The sequence below is a fragment of the Microbacterium barkeri genome (assembly GCF_027921765.1).
Classification (GTDB): domain Bacteria; phylum Actinomycetota; class Actinomycetes; order Actinomycetales; family Microbacteriaceae; genus Microbacterium; species Microbacterium barkeri.
The window spans coordinates 75397-99708 of the sequence record NZ_BSEJ01000014.1; the positions used below are offsets into that span (position 1 = coordinate 75397).

At 70.6% G+C, this 24312-nt stretch carries 25 protein-coding genes; 23 read left to right on the forward strand and 2 right to left on the reverse strand.

The features are described from left to right. Window positions 1-56: 56 nt before the first annotated feature. Both priA and PKE79_RS13695 read left to right on the forward strand, forming a co-directional pair. Window positions 57-803, forward strand: a complete 747-nt coding sequence (gene priA / locus PKE79_RS13690; protein ID WP_271174263.1) for a bifunctional 1-(5-phosphoribosyl)-5-((5-phosphoribosylamino)methylideneamino)imidazole-4-carboxamide isomerase/phosphoribosylanthranilate isomerase PriA — start codon at window positions 57-59, stop codon at window positions 801-803. Then, complete coding sequence (locus tag PKE79_RS13695) at window positions 787-1554, forward strand: SseB family protein (protein WP_271174264.1); 768 nt, start codon at window positions 787-789, stop codon at window positions 1552-1554. Before priA ends, PKE79_RS13695 begins: the two co-directional genes overlap by 17 nt. A gap of 24 nt (window positions 1555-1578) precedes the next feature. Here PKE79_RS13695 and PKE79_RS13700 read toward each other — a convergent pair whose 3' ends face one another. Next, a complete protein-coding gene (locus PKE79_RS13700; protein ID WP_271174265.1) occupies window positions 1579-1989 on the reverse strand; it encodes a DUF1844 domain-containing protein in 411 nt (136 codons plus the stop codon). 247 nt (window positions 1990-2236) lie between these two features. Here PKE79_RS13700 and infC point away from each other — a divergent pair, with 247 nt between their 5' ends. From infC to PKE79_RS13745, 9 genes are all read left to right on the forward strand, one after another. Next, window positions 2237-2833 (forward strand): translation initiation factor IF-3, encoded by a 597-nt coding sequence (gene infC / locus PKE79_RS13705; protein ID WP_310090211.1) that lies wholly within the window; start codon window positions 2237-2239, stop codon window positions 2831-2833. Between the two features lie 75 nt (window positions 2834-2908). Next, window positions 2909-3103: a 50S ribosomal protein L35 gene (gene rpmI / locus PKE79_RS13710; RefSeq protein ID WP_259606271.1), complete on the forward strand. Its 195-nt coding sequence runs from the start codon at window positions 2909-2911 to the stop codon at window positions 3101-3103. A gap of 32 nt (window positions 3104-3135) precedes the next feature. Next, the gene (gene rplT, locus PKE79_RS13715; protein WP_271174267.1) at window positions 3136-3522 is read left to right on the forward strand and encodes a 50S ribosomal protein L20; all 387 of its coding nucleotides are present in this window, start codon (window positions 3136-3138) and stop codon (window positions 3520-3522) included. A 69-nt stretch (window positions 3523-3591) separates the two neighbouring features. Beyond that, window positions 3592-4398, forward strand: a complete 807-nt coding sequence (locus PKE79_RS13720) for a TrmH family RNA methyltransferase (protein WP_271174268.1) — start codon at window positions 3592-3594, stop codon at window positions 4396-4398. An 82-nt stretch (window positions 4399-4480) separates the two neighbouring features. Then, complete coding sequence (locus tag PKE79_RS13725) at window positions 4481-5221, forward strand: amino acid ABC transporter ATP-binding protein (protein WP_271174269.1); 741 nt, start codon at window positions 4481-4483, stop codon at window positions 5219-5221. A 62-nt stretch (window positions 5222-5283) separates the two neighbouring features. Beyond that, a complete protein-coding gene (locus PKE79_RS13730; RefSeq protein WP_271174270.1) occupies window positions 5284-6189 on the forward strand; it encodes a glutamate ABC transporter substrate-binding protein in 906 nt (301 codons plus the stop codon). Between the two features lie 67 nt (window positions 6190-6256). Continuing rightward, window positions 6257-6904: an amino acid ABC transporter permease gene (locus PKE79_RS13735; protein ID WP_271174271.1), complete on the forward strand. Its 648-nt coding sequence runs from the start codon at window positions 6257-6259 to the stop codon at window positions 6902-6904. Next, window positions 6901-7824, forward strand: a complete 924-nt coding sequence (locus PKE79_RS13740) for an amino acid ABC transporter permease (RefSeq protein WP_271174272.1) — start codon at window positions 6901-6903, stop codon at window positions 7822-7824. The genes PKE79_RS13735 and PKE79_RS13740 overlap by 4 nt, the downstream gene beginning before the upstream one ends. A 62-nt stretch (window positions 7825-7886) precedes the next feature. After that, window positions 7887-9359, forward strand: a complete 1473-nt coding sequence (locus PKE79_RS13745) for a hypothetical protein (RefSeq protein WP_271174273.1) — start codon at window positions 7887-7889, stop codon at window positions 9357-9359. Between the two features lie 44 nt (window positions 9360-9403). On the opposite strand, the gene PKE79_RS13750 is transcribed toward PKE79_RS13745, so the two are convergent. Beyond that, window positions 9404-9814, reverse strand: a complete 411-nt coding sequence (locus PKE79_RS13750) for a RidA family protein (protein ID WP_271174274.1) — start codon at window positions 9812-9814, stop codon at window positions 9404-9406. A gap of 74 nt (window positions 9815-9888) precedes the next feature. Between PKE79_RS13750 and PKE79_RS13755 the strand changes: the two genes are divergently transcribed. From PKE79_RS13755 to tyrS, 12 genes are all read left to right on the forward strand, one after another. Next, window positions 9889-10362: a winged helix-turn-helix transcriptional regulator gene (locus tag PKE79_RS13755; protein WP_271174275.1), complete on the forward strand. Its 474-nt coding sequence runs from the start codon at window positions 9889-9891 to the stop codon at window positions 10360-10362. Beyond that, complete coding sequence (gene pheS, locus PKE79_RS13760; RefSeq protein ID WP_271174276.1) at window positions 10355-11395, forward strand: phenylalanine--tRNA ligase subunit alpha; 1041 nt, start codon at window positions 10355-10357, stop codon at window positions 11393-11395. The genes PKE79_RS13755 and pheS overlap by 8 nt, the downstream gene beginning before the upstream one ends. Then, complete coding sequence (pheT, locus tag PKE79_RS13765; protein WP_271174277.1) at window positions 11395-13887, forward strand: phenylalanine--tRNA ligase subunit beta; 2493 nt, start codon at window positions 11395-11397, stop codon at window positions 13885-13887. The genes pheS and pheT overlap by 1 nt, the downstream gene beginning before the upstream one ends. Window positions 13888-14056: 169 nt before the next feature. Next, complete coding sequence (locus tag PKE79_RS13770; protein WP_271174278.1) at window positions 14057-14755, forward strand: ribonuclease FAU-1 family protein; 699 nt, start codon at window positions 14057-14059, stop codon at window positions 14753-14755. Window positions 14756-14961: 206 nt separating this feature from the next. After that, window positions 14962-16008 carry an N-acetyl-gamma-glutamyl-phosphate reductase gene (gene argC / locus PKE79_RS13775; protein ID WP_271174279.1) on the forward strand — a complete coding sequence of 349 codons (1047 nt, stop codon included), beginning with the start codon at window positions 14962-14964 and terminating at the stop codon, window positions 16006-16008. Further along, a complete protein-coding gene (argJ, locus tag PKE79_RS13780) occupies window positions 16005-17162 on the forward strand; it encodes a bifunctional glutamate N-acetyltransferase/amino-acid acetyltransferase ArgJ (protein WP_271174280.1) in 1158 nt (385 codons plus the stop codon). The genes argC and argJ overlap by 4 nt, the downstream gene beginning before the upstream one ends. Then, window positions 17159-18064 (forward strand): acetylglutamate kinase, encoded by a 906-nt coding sequence (gene argB / locus PKE79_RS13785; protein WP_271174281.1) that lies wholly within the window; start codon window positions 17159-17161, stop codon window positions 18062-18064. The genes argJ and argB overlap by 4 nt, the downstream gene beginning before the upstream one ends. Next, a complete protein-coding gene (locus PKE79_RS13790; RefSeq protein ID WP_271174282.1) occupies window positions 18061-19266 on the forward strand; it encodes an acetylornithine transaminase in 1206 nt (401 codons plus the stop codon). The genes argB and PKE79_RS13790 overlap by 4 nt, the downstream gene beginning before the upstream one ends. After that, the gene (gene argF / locus PKE79_RS13795) at window positions 19263-20189 is read left to right on the forward strand and encodes an ornithine carbamoyltransferase (RefSeq protein WP_271174283.1); all 927 of its coding nucleotides are present in this window, start codon (window positions 19263-19265) and stop codon (window positions 20187-20189) included. The genes PKE79_RS13790 and argF overlap by 4 nt, the downstream gene beginning before the upstream one ends. Next, window positions 20165-21301, forward strand: a complete 1137-nt coding sequence (locus PKE79_RS13800) for a heparan-alpha-glucosaminide N-acetyltransferase domain-containing protein (protein ID WP_271174284.1) — start codon at window positions 20165-20167, stop codon at window positions 21299-21301. Before argF ends, PKE79_RS13800 begins: the two co-directional genes overlap by 25 nt. Before the next feature lie 75 nt (window positions 21302-21376). Beyond that, window positions 21377-22807 carry an argininosuccinate lyase gene (argH, locus tag PKE79_RS13805; protein WP_271174285.1) on the forward strand — a complete coding sequence of 477 codons (1431 nt, stop codon included), beginning with the start codon at window positions 21377-21379 and terminating at the stop codon, window positions 22805-22807. Between the two features lie 33 nt (window positions 22808-22840). Beyond that, window positions 22841-24145 carry a tyrosine--tRNA ligase gene (gene tyrS, locus PKE79_RS13810; RefSeq protein ID WP_271174286.1) on the forward strand — a complete coding sequence of 435 codons (1305 nt, stop codon included), beginning with the start codon at window positions 22841-22843 and terminating at the stop codon, window positions 24143-24145. The last annotated feature ends 167 nt before the right edge of the window (window positions 24146-24312 follow it).

Below are 24312 nucleotides of genomic sequence, written 5' to 3' on the forward strand. Positions count from 1 at the left end.
GGGTCTAGTCTCTTGACTCGTGCGTCGGCAGGAGATGCCTGCGAGCACGAGGTGACATGAACGATTTCGCATCCACTCCCGCTCTCACCCTCCTCCCTGCCGTCGACGTCGCGGACGGCAAGGCCGTCCGCCTGACGCAGGGCGAGGCCGGTTCGGAGACGAGCTACGGCGACCCCATCGAGGCCGCGGAGAACTGGAAGAGCCAGGGGGCGGACTGGATCCACCTCGTCGACCTCGACGCCGCGTTCGGCCGCGGCAGCAACGCCGGCATCCTGCGCAAGGTGATCAAGCACATGCGCGGCGTCAACGTCGAGCTGTCCGGCGGCATCCGGGACGACGCCTCGCTCGAGGCTGCGCTCGAGAGCGGCGCCCAGCGCATCAACCTCGGCACGGCGGCCCTCGAGAACCCCGAGTGGACGGCCTCCGTGATCAGCCGCTACGGCGAGGCGATCGCGGTCGGCCTCGACGTGCGCGGGACGACGCTGGCCGCGCGCGGCTGGACCCAGGACGGCGGCGACCTCTGGGAGGTGCTCGACCGCCTCGAGGAGGCCGGCTGCAGCCGCTACGTCGTCACGGACGTCACCAAGGACGGCACGCTGCGCGGCCCCAACATCGAGCTGCTCCGCGAGATGGCGCAGCGCACGCCCAAGCCGATCGTCGCCTCGGGTGGCGTGTCGAGCCTCGACGACATCGTCGCGCTGCGTGAGCTCGTGCCGCTCGGCGTCGAAGGGGCGATCGTGGGCAAGGCGCTCTACGCCGGTGCGTTCACGCTCGCCGAGGCACTGGATGTCGCGGGGTACTGACAACTCCGCCGACTCCGCCGGCGTCCCCTGGGAGGGCCGCCGGTTCCAGCCGAACCCGGCGGCAGGCGACGACGGCTCAGCCGATCCCGCCCTGTGGGAGGCGCTGACGTCGTTCCGTGCCGGGTCCGGCTCTCAGCGCGCGGTCGTCGACGCCCTGCGGACGGCGCGCGTGCTCGTGCCGCTCGTCGCGGAGAAGGGCGACGAGGGCGTCGGGCCGAACGGCCTCACGGTCGACAAGACCCAGGAGCTCTCGATCGTGACCGTGGCCGCGCCAGACGGGCGCAAGGTGCTTCCGCTCTTCTCCTGCGTCGACACCATGTCCGCGTGGGACCCGAAGGCGCGGCCGATCCCGGTTGCGGGCACGCGCGCTGCGCTCTCGGCGGCGGGCGAGGACACCGACCTCATCGTGCTCGACCCGACGAGCCCGACCGAGTTCGTCGTGCGCCGCCCTGCCGTGTGGGCGATCGCGCAGGATCAGGGGTGGGAGCCCGCCCCGGCCAATCCCGACGTCCTGCTCGGGCTGCAGGACAGCGTGGCGGGGGAGCTCGCCGTCGTCGATGTCGGCGTGGAGGCAGGGGATCCGGGCGCGCGGCTCGCCGGCCCGGAGCTCATCGTGCGCCTGAAGCTCATCGCGGGCCTCGACCGGTCCGAGCTCGACGCCGTCCTCCAGCGTCTCGCGCGCCGCTGGGCCGCCGACGACCGGATCGCCGTGCTCGTCGACTCGCTCCAGGTCAAACTCGACGCCGCCTGAGACGTGGGGCCGTCGCGTCGGGCGTCAGACGACCGGCCCCGTCCACTTCTCGCCCGGCCCCTTGCCGGGGGCGTCGGGGATCGTCGACAGCTCGCGGAAGCGCAGCTGAAGCGAGCGCAGGCCATCCCGGATCGGCCGCGCGTGCATGTCGCTGATCTCGGGCGCCGCGGCCGTGACGAGTCCCGCGAGGGCGTTGATGAGCTTGCGCGCCTCGTCGAGATCGACGAGGTCGTCGGCGTCCGGCGAGTCGGCGAGACCGAGCTTGACGGCGGCGGCGCTCATGAGGTGCACGCAGCCGGAGGCGATGACCTCGACGGCCGCGACGTCGGCGATGTCGCGGACGGCGTCTGTCGCCGCCGACGCCTGCTCCTGCTCCTCCCATCGCGCGTGGCGCTCGGGGTCGAAGGGGGAGTTGTCCGCGGGAATGGCGCTCATGGTCCGCTCTCTGTTAGACTTCTGCGGGCTCCGGAGTGCTCTCCGGACGAAAGAGGATTCAGTTCCCACCCGCGCTTGCCGTTCCAGGCTACCGGGTCATGCACACTCCGCTCGCGTCTGCGCGAGTCGATCAGGGTGTCGAGCCGATGCGTGTCGTCGTGCTCGGGTGGATGCTGAAGACTCTCCCGCCCGCAGCCGCGACCCTCGCAGCTGCGGAGGCTCGAATCTCGCACCCAAGGAGTTCCGCATCAGCGATCCCCGCACCAACGAGCGCATCCGCGTGCCAGAGGTCCGACTCGTCGGCCCGGCAGGCGAGCAGATCGGCGTCGTCCGTATCGAGGTTGCTCTGCGCCTGGCGCAGGAGGCAGACCTCGACCTCGTCGAGGTGGCCCCCAACTCTCGTCCTCCCGTGGTCAAGATCATGGACTACGGGAAGTTCAAGTACGAGGCCGCCCAGAAGGCCAAGGAAGCACGCCGCAACCAGGCGAACACGGTCCTCAAGGAGGTCCGCTTCCGCCTGAAGATCGACCAGCACGACTACGACACCAAGCGCAAGCGTGCCGAGGGCTTCCTGCAGGCCGGCGACAAGGTCAAGGCGATGATCCTCTTCCGCGGACGCGAGCAGTCGCGTCCCGATCAGGGCGTGCGCCTGCTGCAGAAGTTCGCCGAGGACGTCTCGGAGTTCGGCTCCGTGGAGTCGCGCCCGACGATCGACGGCCGCAACATGGTGATGGTGATCGCTCCGCACAAGAACAAGTCGGAGGCGAAGGCCGAGCAGAACGCCGCCCGCGCAGCCAACAAGCAGGCGCAGCGCGAGGCCAAGGCCGCTCCCGCCGGGGAGTAGTCCCGAGAACTTCCCGCCGCGGCGGGTTGCACACAACGTCGCCCCGTGGGGCGCAGACGTAAGGAAAAGAAGAAGATGCCGAAGCAGAAGACCCACTCGGGCAGCAAGAAGCGCTTCAAGATCACCGGCAGCGGCAAGATCAAGAAGCAGCAGGCGAACATGCGTCACAACCTCGAGCACAAGTCGAGCCGCCGCACCCGCCGCCTGAACCAGGACCAGGTCATCTCTGGCAACGACCTCAAGGTCGTCAAGAAGCTCCTCGGTCGCTGACCGCGACGCACGTTCGTTAGGAAGTATGAAGAATGGCTAGAGTCAAGCGCGCAGTCAATGCGCAGAAGAAGCGTCGCGTCATCCTCGAGCGCGCCTCGGGCTACCGCGGACAGCGTTCGCGTCTGTACCGGAAGGCGAAGGAGCAGGTCACCCACTCGCTCGTCTACGCGTACCGTGACCGCCGCCAGCGCAAGGGCGACTTCCGTCGCCTGTGGATCCAGCGCATCAACGCTGCGAGCCGCGCCAACGGCCTCACCTACAACCGCCTCATCCAGGGCCTCGGCCTCGCGGGTGTCGAGGTGGACCGCCGCATGCTGGCCGAGCTCGCCGTGAACGAGCCCGCCACGTTCGCCGCGCTCGTCGACGTCGCCAAGAAGGCGCTGCCGGGCGACGTGAACGCGCCGAAGTCGGCTGCGTGATCTGACACGATCTCCGCAAGAGGGCGTCCCGTGAGGGGCGCCCTCTTGTCATGTCCCTAGACTTGACATGTGCTGGAGAATCCCCGGTCGCCGCGTGTGCGGGCCGTAGCGAAGCTGGCGAGGCGCGTCGCGCGCAAGGAGACGGGGCTGTTCCTCCTGGAGGGGCCGCAGGCCGTGCGCGAGGCGGTGACCTACCGCCCCGACGTGATCGTCGAGCTCTTCGCGACGCCGACGGCGCTCGAGAAGCACGCCGACCTCCGTGCTCGGCTGATCGACGAGGGCGTCGAGATCGAGTTCGTCACCGAGCCCGTCCTCGAGTCGATGGCCGACACGGTCACGCCGCAGGGGTTCGTCGCGGTGGCGAAGCAGAACCCCACGGCGCTGAAGGACGTGTTCGCGGCAGAGCCGCGCCTCATCGCGATCTGCGAGGAGGTGCGCGATCCCGGCAACCTGGGCACGATCATCCGGGCGGCCGATGCCGCGGGCGCGGACGCCGTGATCCTCACGGGCCGCACGGTCGACCCGTACAACCCCAAGGTCGTCCGCTCGACCACCGGGTCGCTCTTCCACGTGCCGGTCGCGGTCGGCGCGGAGCTCGAGGACGTCATCACGCGCGCGAAGGGCGCGGGACTCGCTGTCCTCGCGGCCGACGTGAAGGGCGACGACCTCCTCGCGGCGCGGGAGAGCGGCGCGCTCGCTCGCCCGATGGGATGGCTGTTCGGGAACGAGGCGCGCGGGCTCGCCGACGAGGCGCTCGCCCTCGCCGACGGCGCGCTGCGCCTCCCCATCTACGGGAAGGCCGAGTCGCTCAACCTCGCGACCGCCGCGAGCGTGTGCCTCTACGAGACCGCGTTCGCGCAGCGCGCGGCCGGCTGAGCCGCCGTCGACCCGTTACAACTCGGTAAAGGCTCCCGCGTCGGTGTTCAGCCGATGCTCAGAGTGCGCCTAGGGTGGGCCCATGGCTGAGCCCCTCGTCGTCATCAAGGACGTGCAGAAGCACTACGGAGATTTCCACGCCCTGAAGGACATCGACCTCACCGTCGACAAGGGCGAGGTCGTCGTCGTCATCGGGCCGTCCGGCTCGGGCAAGTCGACGCTGTGCCGCACGATCAACCGCCTCGAGACGATCACGAGCGGCACGATCACGATCGACGGCAAGGAGCTGCCCAAGGAGGGCAAGGCGCTCGCGAATCTCCGCGCCGAGGTCGGCATGGTGTTCCAGTCGTTCAACCTCTTCTCGCACCTCACGATCCTCGAGAACGTGACCCTCGGCCCGATCCGGGTCCGCGGCATGAAGAAGGCCGACGCCGAGAAGGAGGCCAGGGCGCTGCTCGACCGCGTCGGCGTGGGCCAGCAGGCGTCGAAGCTCCCCGCCCAGCTCTCGGGCGGCCAGCAGCAGCGCGTCGCGATCGCACGCGCTCTCGCGATGCATCCGAAGGTCATGCTCTTCGACGAGCCGACGAGCGCGCTCGACCCCGAGATGATCAACGAGGTGCTCGACGTCATGGTCGGCCTCGCACGCGAGGGCATGACGATGATCGTCGTGACGCACGAGATGGGATTCGCGCGCAAGGCCGCGAATCGCGTCGTGTTCATGGCGGATGGGCAGATCGTCGAGCAGGCGACGCCCGAGGAGTTCTTCACGAATCCGCGGTCGGACCGTGCCAAGGACTTCCTGTCGAAGCTCATCACCCAGTGACGTACCGGGGTCGCGCGGCCACGCGCACGCGACTCGATCTGATCCACGAGAGAGGAAATCACATGCGAAAGTTCCGGAACATCGCGGGCGTCGGCATCGCGGCCGTCGCGCTGCTGGCCCTCGCCGGCTGCAACAGCGGGTCGCCCACGGGTGATGGCGGCACCGGCGGGGACGCGGGTGGCGACGGCGGCGACGAGGCGCTCTGGGAGGTCGCGAGCGACGTCCAGCTCGAGGGCAGCCCGACCTTCGATCGCATGACGGAGGCCGGCGAGGTCGTCATCGGCGTCAAGAACGACCAGCCGGGGCTCGGCTACGAGGACCCGGTGAGCGGCGAGCGCACGGGCTTCGACGTCGACATCGCACGCTGGATCGCCGCGTCGCTCGGCTTCAGCGAGGACCAGATCGACTTCCAGACGATCCCCTCGGCGAACCGCGAGCAGGAGATCATCAACGGCAACATCGACTACTACGTCGGCACCTACTCGATGACCGACGCGCGCGACGAGCTCATCGACTTCGCCGGGCCGTACTTCATCACCGGCCAGGGCCTGCTCGTGGCGGCGGACGACGACTCGATCAACGGGCCCGACGACCTCGTCGACAAGGTCACCTGCTCGGTCACGGGCTCGACGCCGCTGCAGCGCATCCGCGAGGAGTACGGCGGCGAGGTCGTCGAGCGCGGCACCTACTCGGAGTGCGTCGAGAACCTGCTCCAGGGCCAGGTCGACGCGATCACGACCGACGAGGCGATCCTCGCGGGCTACGTCCAGGAGCGCCCCGACGAGCTGAAGCTCGCCGGCGAGCCCTTCAGCGAGGAGCGCTACGGCGTCGGCATCGCCGACGGCGACACGGCGCTCCAGGAGCACATCAACACCCTCTTCACCGAGGGCAACGACGTGTGGACCGCCCTGTACGAGCAGTACCTCGAGCCGGCCGGCGTCGTCGCCGAGCAGCCCGAGGTCGACTGATCCCGTGCGGGCCGGGGGCGGCGTCCCCGGCCCGCACCCTCGACGCTGATCGTCTGGAAGGAGAACCGTGGGCGTCATCACCGACAACCTCGACCTGTGGGGCGAGGCGCTGCTCGGCACCCTCAAGCTCTTCTTCGGCGGCGGGCTGCTCGCGCTCGTCCTCGGCATCATCGTCGGGGCCATGCGCGTCTCGCCCGTGCCCATCGCCCGGGCGGTCGGCACGCTGTACGTGAACACGATCCGCAACACGCCGCTCACCCTCGTGTTCTTCGGGTTCTCGTTCGCGCTGCCGCCCCTGCTCGGGGTGCGGATGGACTACACGCTGCTCGGCATCTGCGCCCTCGGGATCTACACGGCGACCTACGTGGCCGAGACCATCCGCTCGGGCATCAACACGGTGCCCGTGGGGCAGGCCGAGGCGGCGCGCGCGATCGGCCTGAGCTTCGGGCAGGTCATGACGCTGGTCGTCATGCCGCAGGCGTTCCGCTCGGTGATCCCGCCCATGATGAGCGTGTTCATCGCGCTCCTCAAGAACACGACGGTGGCCGCCGGCTTCTCCGTGCTCAACCTCGGGTCGCTGCGCGACTGGATGAGCGAGCGCGGCGAGAACCAGCTCGTCGTGATCATCTGGGTGATGGTGGTGTTCGTCGCGCTCGTCATGCTGCTGTCGTGGCTGCAGCGGGCGCTCGAGAAGCGTTGGACGGTGTCGCGATGAGCGGAAGCGTTCTCTACGACGTCCCCGGACCGCGCGCGATCGTCCGGAACCGGATCATCGGCGCCCTCACGATCGTGCTCGTCGCGGCCGTGATCGGATGGCTCGTGTGGCGGCTCGCGGCGACGGGCCAGTTCACGGCGTCCAAGTGGGAGGCATTCACCTACACCGCGGTGTGGGCGCAGATCGCAGCGGCCACGGGACGGACGCTCGCCGCGTTCGGCCTCGCGGCGGTCGGCGCGCTCATCCTCGGCTTCCTCCTCGCGATCGGCCGCCTGTCGGACCACGCCTGGATCCGCTGGCCCATCGCCACCGTGACTGAGTTCCTGCGCGCGGTCCCCGTGCTCGTCATGATGTTCCTCCTCTACTACGGGCTGCCGGTCGTGGGCATCCGGATGGAGAACTACTGGGTCGTCGTCATCTCGCTCATCGCGTACAACGGCTCCGTGCTCGCGGAGGTCATCCGGGCCGGCGTCCTCGCCCTGCCGAAGGGGCAGAGCGAGGCGGGGTACGCGATCGGACTCGGCAAGTCGGGCGTGATGCGCCTCATCCTGCTGCCGCAGGCGATCCGCGCGATGATGCCGGTGATCATCGCCCAGCTCGTCGTCACCCTCAAGGACACTGCCCTCGGCTTCATCATCACGTACGAGGAGCTGCTGTTCTTCGCGCGCTTCATCGGCTCGCGGGCACCGCTCGACTCGCCGATCGTCCCGGCGACGATCATCGTCGCGGCCATCTACATCGGCCTCTGCCTCATCCTCTCGGGCATCGCGAGGTACACCGAGAAGCGGATGAGCAGCTCGCCCAAGGTCCGCGGCGGCGCGCCCGATCCGCGTCAGCACGAGGACGCGACGGTCACGTCGGTCATCGCGCAGCAGGGCGCTGACCCCTTCGGCGAGGGCACGAGCGGCCGCTCGGCCTGAGCACGGCGCCCGTCGGCCGGCGTCGCATCGGGCACGCGGCCCGCTTCTGGAATACTGGCCGCGTGCCTCTCCCCACATCGCGCTCCGACCGGAGCCCTCTGCGTCGCGTCGCGCTCGGAATCGCGGCCGCCCTCGCGATCGCCCTGCTTCCCGCCGCCGGCTCTGTCGCCGCTCCCGTCGCCGATCCGCGTTCCGCGGCGCTTTCGGCGGCCGCCGAGACGGATGTCGCCGACATCCCGACGCCCGAGGACGGTGACTACCTCGGATCGCCCACGGAGGACGAGGCCGACCCGGGTGAGTACTCCGCGCAGGACGACGCGGTCGACGCGGCGACGCTCGCCGGCTTCAACGCGGGCAACCTCATCAGCGACGCGAAGATGTACACCTCGGGCACGATGTCGGCCGCGCAGATCCAGTCGTTCCTCAACGGCAAGGTGCCGAACTGCCATCCGGACTACACGTGCCTCAAGGAGTTCGCGCAGCGGACGGCGACGAAGCAGGCGAACGCGTACTGCGCCGGGACGTATCAGGGAGCATCGCGCGAGTCGGCGGCGACCATCATCTCCAAGGTCTCCCGCGCGTGCGGCGTGAGCGAGAAGGTGCTCCTCGTCATGCTCCAGAAGGAGCAGGGCCTCGTCACGCACACCTGGCCGAGCGACTGGCGCTACGACATCGCGATGGGCTACGCCTGCCCTGACGGCGCGTCGTGCGACGAGCGGTACTTCGGCTTCCAGAACCAGGTGTACATGGCGGCGTACCAGCTGCAGCGGTACGCCAAGGACCCGTACTTCAACTGGTACCCCGTCGGGAAGACCTCGCAGGTGCGCTGGCACCCGAATGCGAGCTGCGGATCCGGCCCGGTCCAGATCGCCAACAAGGCGACCGCCGCGCTGTACTATTACACGCCGTATCAGCCGAACGCGGCGTCGCTCGCGGCAGGCTACGGAGCCTCGTCCGACCCCTGTGCGTCGTACGGCAACCGGAACTTCTACAACTACTACACCGACTGGTTCGGTCCCACGGGCGGCGGGTCGGGCGGCAAGGCCGACCCGCGCGACAGCGTCGCGGTGTACCGCTTCTGGAGCCAGAAGTTCGACAACGCGCACTTCTACACCGTGAACCGGTCCGAGGCGCAGACGCTCCACCGGACCGATCGGAACTGGACGTACGAGGGCACCGACTTCCGCGTGTGGCCGGTGTCCAACGGGAGCTGCCGCGCCGGAACGGTCGCCGTCCACCGCTTCTGGTCGTCGTCGTTCGCATCGCACTTCTACACGACCAACGCCCAGGAGGCGCAGAAGGTCCGCACCACCGACCGGAACTGGACGTACGAGGGCATCGGGTTCTGCACCGCCGCCTCCGCCAACCGCGACACGGTGCCGGTGCACCGCTTCTGGAGCGCGAAGTTCCGCAAGCACTTCTACACCGCGAACGCCGCGGAGGCGCGTCAGCTGCGCGAGGGCGACCGGAACTGGACCTACGAGGGCGTGGCGATGTACGCGCCGTCGTGGGGCCCGCAGCCGCCCGCGCTCTGAGCGCGACGGAGCACGGCGACCGGATGCGCCGTGCTCCGCGGGGCTCAGTCCAGGATCGCCTCGGCCTCGACCTCGACGAGGACGTCCGGCTCGAACAGGCAGTCCACCCCGATGGCCGACAGCGGCGGCAGCGGCTGCGGGATCCCGAGCTCATCGGCGACCCGCTCGATGCCCTCCATGAATGCCGGATAGGACTCCGGGGTCCACCGCGTCACGAAGAAGCGCAGGCGCACGACGTCACCGAAGGTGGCACCGGCGCCGGCGAGACCTCGCGCGGTGTTGCGGAGGGCATGGGCGAGCTGCCCGGCCAGGTCGCCCGGCGCCACGGCGCGGCCGGCCTCGTCACGCGCGATCTGGCCGGCGACATGGACGAGACGCGACCCGGTGCTCACCGAGACGTGGTGGTAGGGCACGGGCTGGAACATCCCCTCCGGAGTCAGCAGTTCTACAGTCACGACACGATTCCTTTCCGTTCAGGGATCTCCTGTGTACTCACCGCCGAGAAGGCACTTCAACGAGACGAGGTTTCATGCCGGATACCGACCCGCTCCGACTCGCCGAAGAGCACCGCGATCTCCTCGACCAGCTCCTCGACAAGTGGTCGCTGCGGATTCTCGACACACTCTGCGAGCGACCGCGGCGCTTCAGCGAGCTGCGCCGGGCGATCCCCGCGATCACCCAGAAGTCGCTCACGACGGCCCTGCGCCGCATGGAGCGCAACGGCATGGTCGACCGTGTCGTGCTGAGCACGCGGCCGGTCGCGGTGGAGTACCGCATCAGCGCCCTGGGTCGAACGCTGCAGGACCTCATCGACGCGCTCTACCGCTGGACCACCGCGGCGCTGCCTGCGGTCGAGGCCGCTCGAGCGGCCTTCGACAGCGTGGAGGACGAGGAGCTCGCGGTGCGGATGCGCCGATCGCCGGGCACATCCCGCGCCCTCGCCCGCGCTCTGAGCGCGGCGGAGCACGGCGACCGGCCGACTAGACTCGACTCTCGTGTCTGATGCTCCCGAGATCACGCCCGAAGGGGTCGAAGCAGCCGTCGCGGCCGCGCTCGCCGCGATCGCCGCGGCCCCCGACACCGCGGCCCTGAAAGCCGCCCGCGCCGCGCATGCGGGGGAGGGGTCGCCCCTGGCCGCCTTCAACGCGCAGATGCGCAGCGTGCCGAAGGAGCAGAAGGCCGAGTTCGGCAAGCTCGTCGGGCAGGCACGCGGACGAGTGACGCAGGCCCTGGCCGCGCGCGAGGAGGAGCTCGCGCAGGCCGAGCTGGCCGCCCGGCTCGAGGCCGAGCGGGTCGACATCACCGCCGTCGCGAGCCGCACGCGCACCGGCGCGCGCCATCCGCTCTCGCTCCTGCAGGAGCAGATCGGCGACATCTTCGTCGGCATGGGATGGGAGATCGCGGAGGGACCCGAGCTCGAGCACGAGTGGTTCAACTTCGACGCCCTGAACTTCGACGAGGACCACCCCGCGCGCCAGATGCAGGACACGTTCTTCGTGGACCCGGTCGAGCGCCATCTCGTCATGCGCACGCACACGAGCCCCGTCCAGGTGCGCTCGATGCTCGAGCGCGACCTGCCGGTCTACGTCATCTGCCCCGGCCGCGTGTACCGCACCGACGAGTTCGACGCGACGCATCTGCCTGTCTTCACGCAGTTCGAGGGCCTGGTCGTCGACAAGGGCATCACGATGGCCCACCTCAAGGGCACCCTCGACCACGTCGCACGGCAGCTGTTCGGCGCGGAGGCGAAGACCCGCCTGCGCACCAACTACTTCCCGTTCACCGAGCCGTCGGCCGAGCTCGACCTCTGGCACCCGACCTTCAAGGGCGGCGCGCGCTGGATCGAGTGGGGCGGCTGCGGCATGATCAACCCCAACGTGCTCCGCGCGGCGGGGATCGATCCGGAGGTCTACAGCGGGTTCGCGTTCGGCATGGGCATCGAGCGCACGCTCATGTTCCGCAGCGACGTGAAGGACATGCGCGACATGGCAGAGGGCGATGTGCGCTTCAGCGAGCAGTTCGGGATGGTGGTGTGATGCGCGTCCCGCTTTCGTGGCTGCGTGAGTACGTCGATCTTCCGCAGGAGGCGACCCCCGAGGACGTCCTCGCTGCGCTCGTGCGCGTCGGGTTCGAGGAGGAGGATGTCGTCCGCTTCGACCTGACCGGCCCGATCGTCGTGGGCCGGGTGCTCTCCTTCGAGGAGGAGCCGCAGAAGAACGGCAAGACGATCCGCTGGTGCCAGGTCGACGTCGGAGAGGAGGAGCCGCGCGGCATCGTCTGCGGCGCGAGCAACTTCTTCCCCGGCGACAAGATCGTCGCGACGCTGCCCGGCGCCGTCCTGCCCGGACCCTTCCCGATCGCGGCCCGCAAGACCTACGGTCACCTGTCGGATGGCATGATCGCCTCCGCGCGCGAGCTCGGCCTGGGCGACGAGCACAACGGCATCCTCCGTCTCGTCGAGCTCGGCCTCGACCCGGAGGTCGGCGCCGACGCGATCGCCCTCCTCGGCCTCGATGACGCGGCGGTCGACGTCAACGTCACGCCCGACCGCGGCTACGCGCTGTCGATCCGAGGCATCGCACGCGAGTACGCGCACGCCACCGGCGCGGCCTTCCGCGACCCCGCCGAGCTCGGCGACGTCGCGTCGGGCGAGGGATTCCCGGTGTCGGTCGTCGACACGCGGCCCATCCGGGGGCGCGTGGGCGCGACGGAGTTCGTCACGCGGGTCGTCCGCGACGTCGACACATCGAAGCCGACGCCGCCGTGGATGATCGCGCGGCTGTCGCTCGCAGGTGTGCGCTCGCTCGGCATCCTCGTGGACATCACCAACTACGTCATGCTCGAGCTCGGCAACCCGATCCACGGCTACGACCTCGACAAGCTCACGGGCGGCATCACGGTCCGCCGAGCGGAGCCGGGCGAGAAGCTCGAGACGCTCGACGGCCAGGTGCGCACGCTCGACCCGGAGGACCTCCTCATCGCCGATGAGTCGGGCCCGATCGGCCTCGCCGGCGTGATGGGCGGCGCGACGACCGAGATGGGCGACGACACCAGGAACGTCCTCATCGAGGCCGCGACATTCGACGCGGTCTCGATCGCGCGCACGGCGCGCCGGCACAAGCTGTCGAGCGATGCGTCGCGTCGGTTCGAGCGCGGGGTCGACCCGGCCATCCCGTACGCGGCGGCGCAGCGCGCGGTCGACCTCATGGTCGAGCTCGCAGGCGGAACGGCAGACGAGCTGGGCAGCGCGCTGTACGCCGAGCAGGTGTCCGAGGGGATCGAGCTCCCCGCGGCCTTCGTGCCCGGCATCGTGGGCGTCGACTACACGGACGACGAGATCGTGGGCGCCCTCGAGATGATCGGCGCCCAGGTGGCCGCCGTCGATGGCGGATGGCAGGTCATCCCGCCGTCCTGGCGTCCGGATCTCACCGACAAGTGGACGCTCGCGGAGGAGGTCGCGCGCATCCACGGGCTCGACCGCATCCCGTCGATCCTCCCGACTCCGCCGTCGGGACGCGGCTACACGCCCCTGCAGCAGGGGCGCCGCCGCGTCGCGAACGCGCTCGCGGCCGCGGGCTTCGTGGAGACCCCCGCCTTCCCGTTCACGACGCAGGAGCAGAACGACCTGCACGGGTCGGCGTCGGGAGAGCGCCTGCCGAGCGTCCGGCTCGCGAACGCGCTCGACGGCCAGGCCCCGGACCTGCGCCGATCGCTCATCCCGGGCCTGCTGCAGACCGCGCACCGGAACCTCGCGCGCGGTCTGACCGATCTGGCGCTCTTCGAGGTCGGCACCGTCTTCCTCCCCGAGCCCGGCATGACCTACGGGACCGACACCATCCCGCCGCTCGCCGTGCGACCGGACGCGACCACGCTCGCCGCGATCGACGCCTCCATCCCGGAGCAGCCGCGCCGGATCGCGTTCCTGCTCGCGGGCAGCATCGCGCCGAAGCAGCCCGGTCGCGCGGCCGAGGCCGCCGGACTCGAGGTCGCCCTCGACGCGGTCCGGCTGATCGCCGCGGCCGCGGGCGTCGAGATCGACGTCGTCCAGGGCGAGCGCGCGGCGCTGCACCCGGGCCGCACCGGCCTGCTCTCCGTGCTCGGCGACGTCGTGGGGTACGTGGGCGAGCTGCTCCCGCAGGTCGCCGACGAGGCCGACCTCGTCGGGCGGGTCACCGTCGGCGAGATCGACCTCGACGCCGTGCTCGATCGCGCGGGCGATCGCGTCGTCGCCGAGTCGCTGTCGACGTTCCCCGCCGCGACGCAGGACGTCTCGCTCATCGTCCCGGCCGATCTGCCGGCGGCCTCGCTCCGCGCCGCGCTCGCCGAGGGGGCCGGCTCCCTGCTCGAGTCGCTGCGCCTCGTGGACGACTACCGCGGTCAGGGTGTTCCCGAGGGGTCGAAGAGCCTCACGTTCGCGCTGCGCTTCCGCGCACCGGACCGCACGCTCACCGCCGCCGAGGCATCCGACGCGAAGCTCGCCGGAGTGGCCGTCGCGAGCGAGCGCTTCGGCGCGCAGCTGCGCGACTGAGACGGCGCGTGCACGGCGAGACCCCGCTCCTGGCGGGGTCTCGCCGCATCCGAGATGCCGCGGCGCGCCGATGCTGCGATCTGCACGCGGGCGCGGATGGCCCGGGTCGCGAGACGCGCGCGTGCGCGTGCGCGGGGCCTCACGATGCGGCACGGCTACCGTGGAGGACGTGATCGAGACCATCGCGCATCCGACCGCGCCCTCCGCACCGGAGGGCGCTCGCCCCGCCGGTGCGCCGCCGTTCCTCCGCCCGGGGGCGCAGATCGACTGGCACTACCGTCGACCCGGGTGGACAGCGGGGGACGCGTCCACGATCGCGCCGATGCGGGTCGTCCGCGATGACCCGCGGGGGCTCGTCGCCTGGCTCGCGCCGGGCACGGTCCAGGAAGCGCAGGGCGCTCCGGACGGGCGCCGAATCCGGACGGTGCCGCTCGAGCGACGCTGGACGGAGCGTCGCATCCGCATCCGCGAGGAGTGGTGGGGCAATGGCATCCTGCGCATCGCGCCGACCGGCACACCGTGGTCGGTGTGGCTGTTCTGGTCGGGGGAGCCGTGGACCTTCTCCGGCTGGTACGTGAACCTCGAGAACGCGCATCTGCGGGCGGGAGAGGCGACCTATTCGTCGGACCACGTCCTCGATGTGTGGATCGATGCGGCCGGGCACGCGCAGCTGAAGGACGAGGACGAGCTCGAGGAGGCCCTCGTGCAGGGGCGGATCGCACCTGAGGAGGCCGCCCACATCCGCCGTCATGCGGAGGCGGCGATCGCGTCGTTCGCGGCCGGGGACTGGCCGTTCGACCCCGCGTGGCGCGACTGGCGCCCCGATCCCTCATGGACGACGCCCACGCTCGCCGACCTGCCTGACTGACGAGCCGACCATCCGCTCCGTGGTACTGTCGTCGGCATGACCTCGCCCGCGACCTCGCGCACGCTCGCTCCGAGCGCGCTCGTCGCGCCCCGACGTCGCAGCGGCCGCCGAATCTAGGCGACACCGCGAGACACTGCGCCTGCGCGCGGTCCGTCGGCCGGTGTCGCCGTCTCCGGCCCCCGCCCACGGACAATAAGGTAGAAGTCATGTCGTATTCGGTCGCCGTCTCCGGCGCTTCGGGCTACGCCGGCGGAGAGCTCCTCCGTCTGCTCGCCGAACATCCGGACGTCGAGATCCGCACGGTCACCGCGCACTCGAACGCCGGCCAGCCGCTCATCCAGCATCAGCCGCACCTCCGCTCGCTCGCGCACCTCACCCTGCAGGACACCACGCCGGAGATCCTCGCCGGTCACGATGTCGTGTTCCTCGCGCTCCCGCACGGCCAATCCGGCCAGTACACCGACGCGCTCGGCGACGCCGCGCTCGTCATCGACTGCGGCGCCGATCACCGTCTCGTCGACGAGGGGGACTGGGACGCGTTCTACGGCGGTGCCTTCCACGAGCCCTGGGCGTACGGCGTCCCCGAGCTTCCGGTCGGCGGCGCGAAGCAGCGCGAGCGTCTCGTCGGGGCCACTCGGATCGCGGCGCCCGGGTGCAACGCGTCGACCGTGAGTCTCAGCCTCGCGCCCGGCGTCGCCGCGGGCGTCATCGACCCGTCCGACATCGTGAGCGTCCTGGCGGTCGGCCCCTCGGGCGCGGGCAAGAGCCTCAAGACGCATCTTCTCGGCGCTGAGCTCCTCGGAACGGCGAACCCGTACGCGGTGGGGGGAACGCACCGCCACATCCCCGAGATCCGGCAGGCGCTCCGTGCCGCGGGCGCGACCGGCGACATCCGCATCTCCTTCACCCCCGTGATCGTGCCGATGGCCCGCGGCATCCTCGCGACCTCGACGGCGCGCATCGCGGACGGCGCGACCGACGCGCAGATCCGCGACGCGTGGGAGCAGGCGTACGCGGGCGAGACCTTCGTGCAGCTCCTGCCCGAGGGACAGGTGCCGCGCACGGCCGACGTCCTCGGCGCGAACACGGCCCTCATCGGCCTCGCGATCGACCGCGCGGCCGGCCGGGTCGTCGTCGTGACCGCCGTCGACAACCTCGCAAAGGGGACGGCGGGCGCCGCGATCCAGTCCATGAACATCGCGCTCGGCCTGCCGGAGGGCCGCGCTCTCACCGTGAACGGAGTGGCGCCGTGAGCGTGACCGCACCCGCAGGATTCGAGGCGGCCGGAGTCGCCGCAGGGCTCAAGTCGACAGGCAAGCCCGACGTCGCGGTCGTCGTCAACCGCGGGCCGCTCAAGGCCGGCGCCGCCGTGTTCACCTCGAACCGGGCGAAGGCGAACCCGATCCTGTGGTCGCAGGAGGCGATCAAGGGCGGCGTGATCGAGGCGGTCGTGCTGAACTCGGGCGGCGCCAACTGCTTCACGGGCGCGTTCGGCTTCCAGACGACGCACCAGACCGCGGAGCGCGCGGCGGAGCTCCTCGGCGTCGGAGCCGTCGGCATCCAGGTCTGCTCGACCGGCCTCATCGGCACGGGCGACGACGTGTTCCGCGCGAAGGTGCTCGACGGCACCGCGAAGGCGATCGCCTCCCTCAGCGTCGGCGGCGGAGACGACGCGGCACGCGCGATCATGACGACCGACACGGTTCCCAAGACCGCGGTGCATCGCGGCGGCGGATGGTCGATCGGAGGGATGGCGAAGGGCGCGGGGATGCTCGCTCCCGGGCTCGCGACGATGCTCGTCGTGCTCACGACCGACGCCGTGCTCGACGCGGCGGCCGCCGACGCGCACCTCCGCTCCGCAACGAACGTCAGCTTCGACCGGCTCGACTCCGACGGATGCATGTCGACGAACGACCAGGTCACGCTCCTCGTGAGCGGGGCCTCGGGCGTGACCCCCGACCCGGAGGAGTTCGCGAGCGCGCTCGCCGCGGTCTGCTCCGACCTCGCGCGGCAGCTGCAGGCCGACGCCGAGGGCGCCAGCCATGCGATCGCGATCGAGGTCGTCGGGGCCGCGAGCGAGCAGGACGCGGTCGAGGTGGGCCGCTCGGTCGCGCGCAACAACCTCTTCAAGGCCGCCATCTTCGGCAACGACCCGAACTGGGGCCGCGTGCTGGCGGCGATCGGCACGACCTCCGCGGAGTTCGATCCCTACCAGGTCGACGTCTCGATGAACGGCGTCCGCGTGTGCAGCGCGGGCGGCCCGGACCGCCCCCGCGAGGAGGTCGATCTCGCACCGCGCGACACGCACGTGCTCATCGACCTGCACGCGGGAGAGGCGACCGCGACCATCCTCACGAACGACCTCACGCACGACTACGTCCACGAGAACAGCGCGTACTCCTCATGACACCGATCGACCTGCAGGACACCAGCCCCGAGGAAGCCGAGTTCAAGGCGGCCACCCTCATCGAGTCGCTTCCGTGGCTCAAGGAGTACCGCGATCAGATCGTCGTCGTGAAGTACGGCGGCAATGCGATGATCTCGGAGGAGCTCCAGGACGCGTTCGCGGCCGACATCGCGTATCTCCGCTACGTGGGCATCAAGCCCGTCGTCGTGCACGGCGGCGGGCCGCAGATCTCGAGCATGCTCGACCGCCTCGCGATCCCGAGCGAGTTCAAGGGCGGCTACCGCGTCACGAGCACCGAGGCGATCTCGGTCGTCCGGATGGTGCTCACCGGCCAGATCAACCCCCAGCTCGTCGCCAAGATCAACTCGCACGGCCCGTTCGCGGTGGGCGTCTCGGGCGAGGACGCCGGGCTCTTCGGCGGCCGGCGCCGCGGCGTCGTCATCGACGGGGTCGAGGAGAGCCTCGGCCGGGTAGGCGACGTCGTCCGCGTCGACCCGACTCCCGTGATCGACCAGCTCGAGGCCGACCGCATCCCGGTCGTCGCGGGTGTCGCGCCCGACCTCGACCACCCCGGTCACACGCTCAACATCAACGCGGATGCCGCGGCATCCGCGCTCGCGGTGGCGCTCGGCGCGCGGAAGCTCGTGGTCCTCACCGATGTGCCCGGCTTGTACGCCGACTGGCCGAACCGCGACTCGCTCGTGTCGCACATCAAGGCCGACGAGCTGCGCGAGATGCTGCCGAAGCTCGAGTCGGGCATGATCCCGAAGATGCAGGCATGCCTCGACGCGGTCGACGGCGGCGTGCCGACGGCCGCCATCATCGACGGGCGCGTGCCGCACTCGGTGCTCGTCGAGCTCTTCACCAGCAAGGGAATCGGAACGGAGGTGGTGGTCGGATGAGCACCTGGCAGGACGACGCATCGCGGGATCTCATGAGCCTGGGCGGGCGCCTCGCGCTCCTCACCCGGGGCGAGGGCTCGCATGTCTGGGACGCGGACGACCGCCGCTACCTCGACTTCCTGGGCGGGATCGCCGTCAACTGCCTCGGCCACGCGCACCCCGTGTTCGTGGAGGCCGTGTCGAAGCAGGCGGCGACGCTCGCGCACATCTCGAACTACTTCGCGAGCCCCGCGCAGCTCGAGCTCGCCGCCCGCCTGAAGCGTCTGGCCGGCACCGGCGACGACGGACGGGTGTTCCTCTCGAACTCGGGCACCGAGGCGAACGAGATGGCGATCAAGCTCGCCCGCCTGCACGGCGGGAAGACCGGCAAGTCGACCATCCTCGTGCTCAACGGCGCGTTCCACGGCCGCACCATGGGCGCGCTCTCGATCACCCCCAAGGCCGCCTACCGCGATCCGTTCGAGCCCGTCCTGCCGGGCGTGCGCTCGATCGACGCCACGCTCGAGGCGCTCGAGGCGGCTTTCGATGACTCGATCGCGGCGCTCTTCGTCGAGCCGATCCAGGGCGAGGCCGGCGTCGTCCCGATGCCCGACGGCTTCCTCGCGAGGGCTCGCGAGCTCGCGACCGAGCGCGGCGCGCTCCTCGTCCTCGACGAGGTGCAGACCGGCTCGGGCCGGACGGGGGAGTGGTTCGCCTTCCAGCGCGAAGGGATCGTCCCCGATGCCGTGACGCTCGCGAAGAGCATCGGCGCGGGATTCCCCCTCGGCGCCCTCATCACGTTCGGCGCAGCGAGCGACCTGTTCTATCCCGGCACCCACAACTCGACGTTCGGCGGCAACCCGCTCGCCAGCGCGGTCGCGAATGCCGTGCTCGGCTACATCGAGAGCGAAGGGCTGCTCGAGAACGTGACCGCGCGCGGCGCTCAGCTGCGCACGGCCGTCGCCGAGCTCCCGCTCGTCTCGGGCACGCGCGGCGAGGGCCTCCTCATCGGCATCACGCTGACCGCGCCGGTTGCGGCGGAGGTGCGCGCGGCCGCCCACGAGCGCGGCCTCATCGTGAACGCCCCCGATGCGGACGTCATCCGCATCGCACCCGCCTACACGATCGGCGATGCGGAGATCGAGGAGTTCCTCACCCTGTTCGGCGAGGCTCTCTCGGCCGTCGCCGCGACCATCCCGACCCCGACGGAGACCCACGCATGACCCGCCACTTCCTGCGCGACGACGACATCACGCCGGCCGAGCAGGCCGAGATCCTCGAGCTCGCGGCCGAGCTCAAGAAGGACCGCTGGGCCGACAAGTCCCTGGCCGGCCCGAAGACCGTGGCGGTCATCTTCGACAAGTCGTCGACTCGCACGCGCGTCTCGTTCGCCGTCGGCATCGCCGACCTCGGCGGCACGCCGCTCATCATCTCGACCGCGAACAGCCAGCTCGGCGGCAAGGAGACGCCCGCCGACACGGCGCGCGTGCTGGAGCGCCAGGTCGCCGCGATCGTGTGGCGCACCTACGCGCAGCAGGGCCTCGAGGAGATGGCGAAGGGCACGCGGGTGCCCGTCGTCAACGCTCTCAGCGACGACTTCCATCCGTGCCAGCTGCTGGCCGACCTGCTCACCGTGCGCGAGCACAAGGGCGAGCTGCGCGGGCTCACGCTGTCGTTCTTCGGAGACGGCCGCAGCAACATGGCGCACTCGTACGCGCTGGCGGGCGTGATGGCCGGCATGCACGTGCGGATCGCATCGCCCATCGACTACGCGCCCCGCGAGGACATCGTGATGGACGCCGACCGCATCGGCATCGAGACCGGCGGCTCGCTCACCCTCTTCACCGATCCGCTCGAGGCGGCCGCCGGTGCCGACGTCGTCGTAACCGACACCTGGGTCTCGATGGGCAAGGAGGAGGAGAAGCTCGCCCGCCTGCGCGACCTCGGCGCGTACAAGGTGACGCCCGAGCTCATGGGGCTCGCCGACGACAAGGCGATCTTCATCCACTGCCTCCCCGCCGATCGCGGCTACGAGGTCGACGCCGAGGTCATCGACGGCCCGCAGAGCGTCATCTGGGACGAGGCGGAGAACCGCCTGCACGCGCAGAAGGCCCTCCTCGTTTGGCTGCTGCGCCAGGCGGACTGACCGGCTGGATCCGGACCCGTCTGGCTCGGCTGGACGGGTCCGGCCGCGCGCCCGGCATCGACCTCGCGCGCGGTCTCGCGGTGATCGGCATGTTCGCCGCCCACCTGCTCGACACGTCGCCCTTCGCCTGGGGTGACCCCGCGGCCTGGATCGACGTCGTCAACGGCCGCTCGTCCATCCTCTTCGCGACGCTCGCCGGCGTCTCGCTCGCGCTCGTCACGGGCGGGTCGACCCCAGTCGACGGCGAGCGGATGGCGGTCGCACGCGGCCGGATCGTCGTGCGGGCGATCGCGATCTGGGTGATCGGCCTGCTCCTGGTCGCACTCGACACGCCCGTGCTCGTGATCCTGCCGGCATACGGCATCCTGTTCCTCCTCGCGCTCCCGGTGCTGCGGATGCGCCCCGCGACGCTGCTCGCGCTCGCCGCCGCGGTCGCGCTGATCGCGCCGTTCGCGGTGTGGGCGACCGACGGATGGGCAGGGTGGGAATCGCCCTCCGGCGAGCTCATCGCGCAGTTGACCGGATGGCACTATCCGTTCGCGCTGTGGTTCGCCTTCGTCGCGGCGGGGCTCGCCATCGGACGCCTCCGCCTCGGTCGGCCGCGGACGGCGTTCGCGCTCGTCCTCGGCGGCGCGGCCGCGGCCGTCATCGGGTACGGGGTGCTGGGCCGCTGGAGGTCGCTCGCCGAACCCGAGAGCGTGTGGGCGCACGTGCTCGATGACGCGGCGCACTCGAGCGGAGTCGCCGAGGCGGTCGGATCCGGCGGGTTCGCAATCGCGGTCATCGGCGTATGCCTCCTCGTGTGTAGGACACCGCTCCGCTGGCTCGCGTGGCCCCTGCGGGCGATGGGCTCGATGCCGCTCACGGCATACGCGGCGCAGCTCGTCGCGTGGGCGCTGCTGCAGCCCGAGCCCACCGTGCTGCAGTTCGGGTCGGATCTCGTGGCGTTCCGTGCGACCGAGCCGTTCTGGCCCCTGACCGTCGCGACGATCGTCGGCTGCAGCCTGTGGTCGCTGCTCGTCGGGCGCGGCCCGCTCGAGGCCGGCATCGCCTGGCTCGCCCGCACGATCGTGCCCTCGTCCCGTCGCGGTGTCTCACTCGCGGTGGGATAGCGACGGGCTTTCCCGCGGTGGGCGAGACATGGATGGTGGTCGGAGCGGGTCCTGGCGCTTCAGTACGCTGGACGGGTGAGCACAGGCGAGACGCGTGGGACGAACGAGGGAGCCCTCTGGGGCGGACGCTTCGCAGGGGGGCCGAGCCCCGAGCTGCAGGCCCTGAGCCGATCGACGCACTTCGACTGGCAGCTCGCGCTCTACGACATCCGCGGATCGCACGCGCACGCAGCGGCCCTCGAGGCCGCCGGCTACCTCACCGCCGACGAGGCGGCGCGCATGCACGCCGGACTCGACGCGCTCGCCGAGGGCGTGCGAAGCGGTCGTCTGCGTCCGCGCGATGCGGATGAGGATGTGCACGGCGCCCTCGAGACGGCGCTCCTCGAGGAGGTGGGCGCCGAGCTCGGCGGCCGACTGCGCGCAGGCCGGAGCCGCAACGACCAGATCGCGACGCTCATCCGCCTGTTCCTCATCGACCACGCGGGTGTGATCGCTCGCGAGCTCGTCCAGCTCATCGACGCGCTCGTGGCGCAGGCCGACGCGCACCCGTCGGCCATCCTGCCGGGCCGCACGCACCTCCAGCACGCCCAGCCCGTGCTCCTCGCGCATCACCTCCAGGCACACGGATGGCCGCTCGTGCGCGACCTCGAGCGGCTCCGCGACTGGCGCGGCCGCGCGGGGGTGTCACCGTACGGGGGAGGGGCGCTCGCCGGGTCGACCCTCGGTCTCGATCCCGCGCTCGTCGCCCGCGAACTCGGCCTCGATCGGCCGGCCGAGAACTCCATGGACGGTACAGCCGCGCGCGACGTCGTCGCCGAGTTCGCCTACATCGCGGCGCAGATCGGCATCGACCTGTCGCGCATGGCAGAGGAGATCATCCTCTGGAACACCCGCGAGTTCGGCTTCGTGACCCTCGACGACGGGTACTCGACGGGCTCGAGCATCATGCCGCAGAAGAAGAACCCCGACATCGCCGAGCTCGCGCGCGGCAAGTCGGGACGCCTGATCGGCAACCTCTCCGGCCTGCTCGCGACGCTCAAGGCGCTCCCGCTCGCGTACAACCGCGATCTGCAGGAGGACAAGGAGCCGGTGTTCGACTCCGTCGCGACTCTCGAGGTGCTTCTTCCCGCCTTCACGGGGATGGTCGCCACACTGCGCTTCGACACCGAGCGGATGGCCTCGCTCGCGCCGCAGGGATTCTCGCTCGCGACGGATGTCGCCGAGTGGCTCGTCACGCAGCGGGTCCCGTTCCGCGACGCCCACGAGATCTCCGGTGCGCTCGTCCGCGCCTGCGAGGAGCGGGGGATCGGCCTGGAGGACGCGACGGACGAGCTCCTCGCCGAGGTGTCCGAGCACCTCACGCCCGCCGTGCGGGAGGTGCTGTCGATCGAGGGATCGGTTGCATCGCGCGCCGGTGTCGGCGGCACCGCTCCCGAGCGGGTGGCCGAGCAGCGCGCGGAGCTCGTCGCACGGACGCAGGCCGTCGCGCACGCGCTCGGCTTGTGAGGACGGGTCCCGGGAAGCCCTAGGCTGGAGCGCATGACTGTACCCGCAACCTCCGTTGCCGTGCAGGCGAACGATCCCTCTTTCGAGACCATCTGGGATGAGCTCGTCTGGCGCGGCCTCGTGCACGTGTCGACCGACCAGGACGCTCTTCGCGAGCTGCTCGCGGGCGAGTCGATCGTGTATTACTGCGGGTTCGACCCGACCGCGCCGAGCCTTCACCTCGGGCATCTCGTGCAGCTTCTCACGATGCGTCGCATGCAGCTCGCCGGCCACCGGCCGCTCGGTCTCGTGGGCGGGGCGACCGGCCTCATCGGGGACCCTCGCCCGACCGCCGAGCGCGTCATGCAGACGAAGGAGACGGTCGCCGAGTGGGTCGCGCAGCTGCGCGCCCAGATCGAGCGGTTCCTCAGCTTCGACGGCGACAACGCCGCTCGGATGGTGAACAACCTCGACTGGACGGCGCCGATGTCGGCGATCGACTTCCTCCGCGACATCGGCAAGCACTACCGCGTCGGCACGATGATCAAGAAGGACGCGGTGACCGCGCGCCTGAACTCCGAAGCCGGCATCAGCTACACGGAGTTCAGCTACCAGATCCTCCAGGGGATGGACTTCCTCGAGCTCTATCGCCGTTACGACTGCGTCCTGCAGACGGGCGGCAGCGACCAGTGGGGCAATCTCACGAGCGGCACGGACCTCATCCACCGCGTCGAGGGACGGTCGGTCCACGCCTTCGGCACCCCGCTGATCACGAACAGCGACGGCACGAAGTTCGGCAAGAGCGAGGGCAACGCGATCTGGCTCGATCCGGAGATGTGCAGTCCGTACGCGTTCTACCAGTTCTGGCTCAACACCCATGACGCCGACGTGGTCGAGCGCCTGAAGGTCTTCACGTTCCTCACGCGGGCCGAGATCGAGGAGTACGCGGCTCTCGTGGAGAGCGAGCCGTTCCGCCGTGCGGCGCAGAAGAGGCTCGCGCTCGAGGTGACGACCGCCGTGCACGGGGCAGAGGCGACCGCTGCGGCCATCGACGCGTCGGAGGCTCTGTTCGGAAAGGGAGATCTCGGTGCTCTCGACGCGGGCACCCTCGCCTCCGCGCTCCGTGAACTGCCCCACGCGACGCTGGCCGCGGGCACGCCCGTCACCCAGGCGCTCGTGGAGACGGGGCTCGTTTCGTCGGTATCGGAGGCGCGTCGCGCGATCTCACAGGGCGGCGTCTCCGTGGACGGCGCGAAGGTCGACTCCGATGAGGCGACGGTGAACGGAACGCTCCCGGGCGGCGTCTCGGTGCTGCGGCGCGGCAAGAAGGCGCTCGCAGGCGTCTTCATCGACGCCTGACATCCAGCGTTCCGCCGAAGGGCGCGTCTCCGTGAGGAGGCGCGCCCTTCGGCGCAACAGGGACCGGATTGCCGTGCTTCCGGGTTGCGACACGCCCGGGTGGTGGGTGGGTTTGCTGGGGGTGGGGGTTCGGCGTAATGTATTCCCTTGTCGCCGCCAAGCGGTGA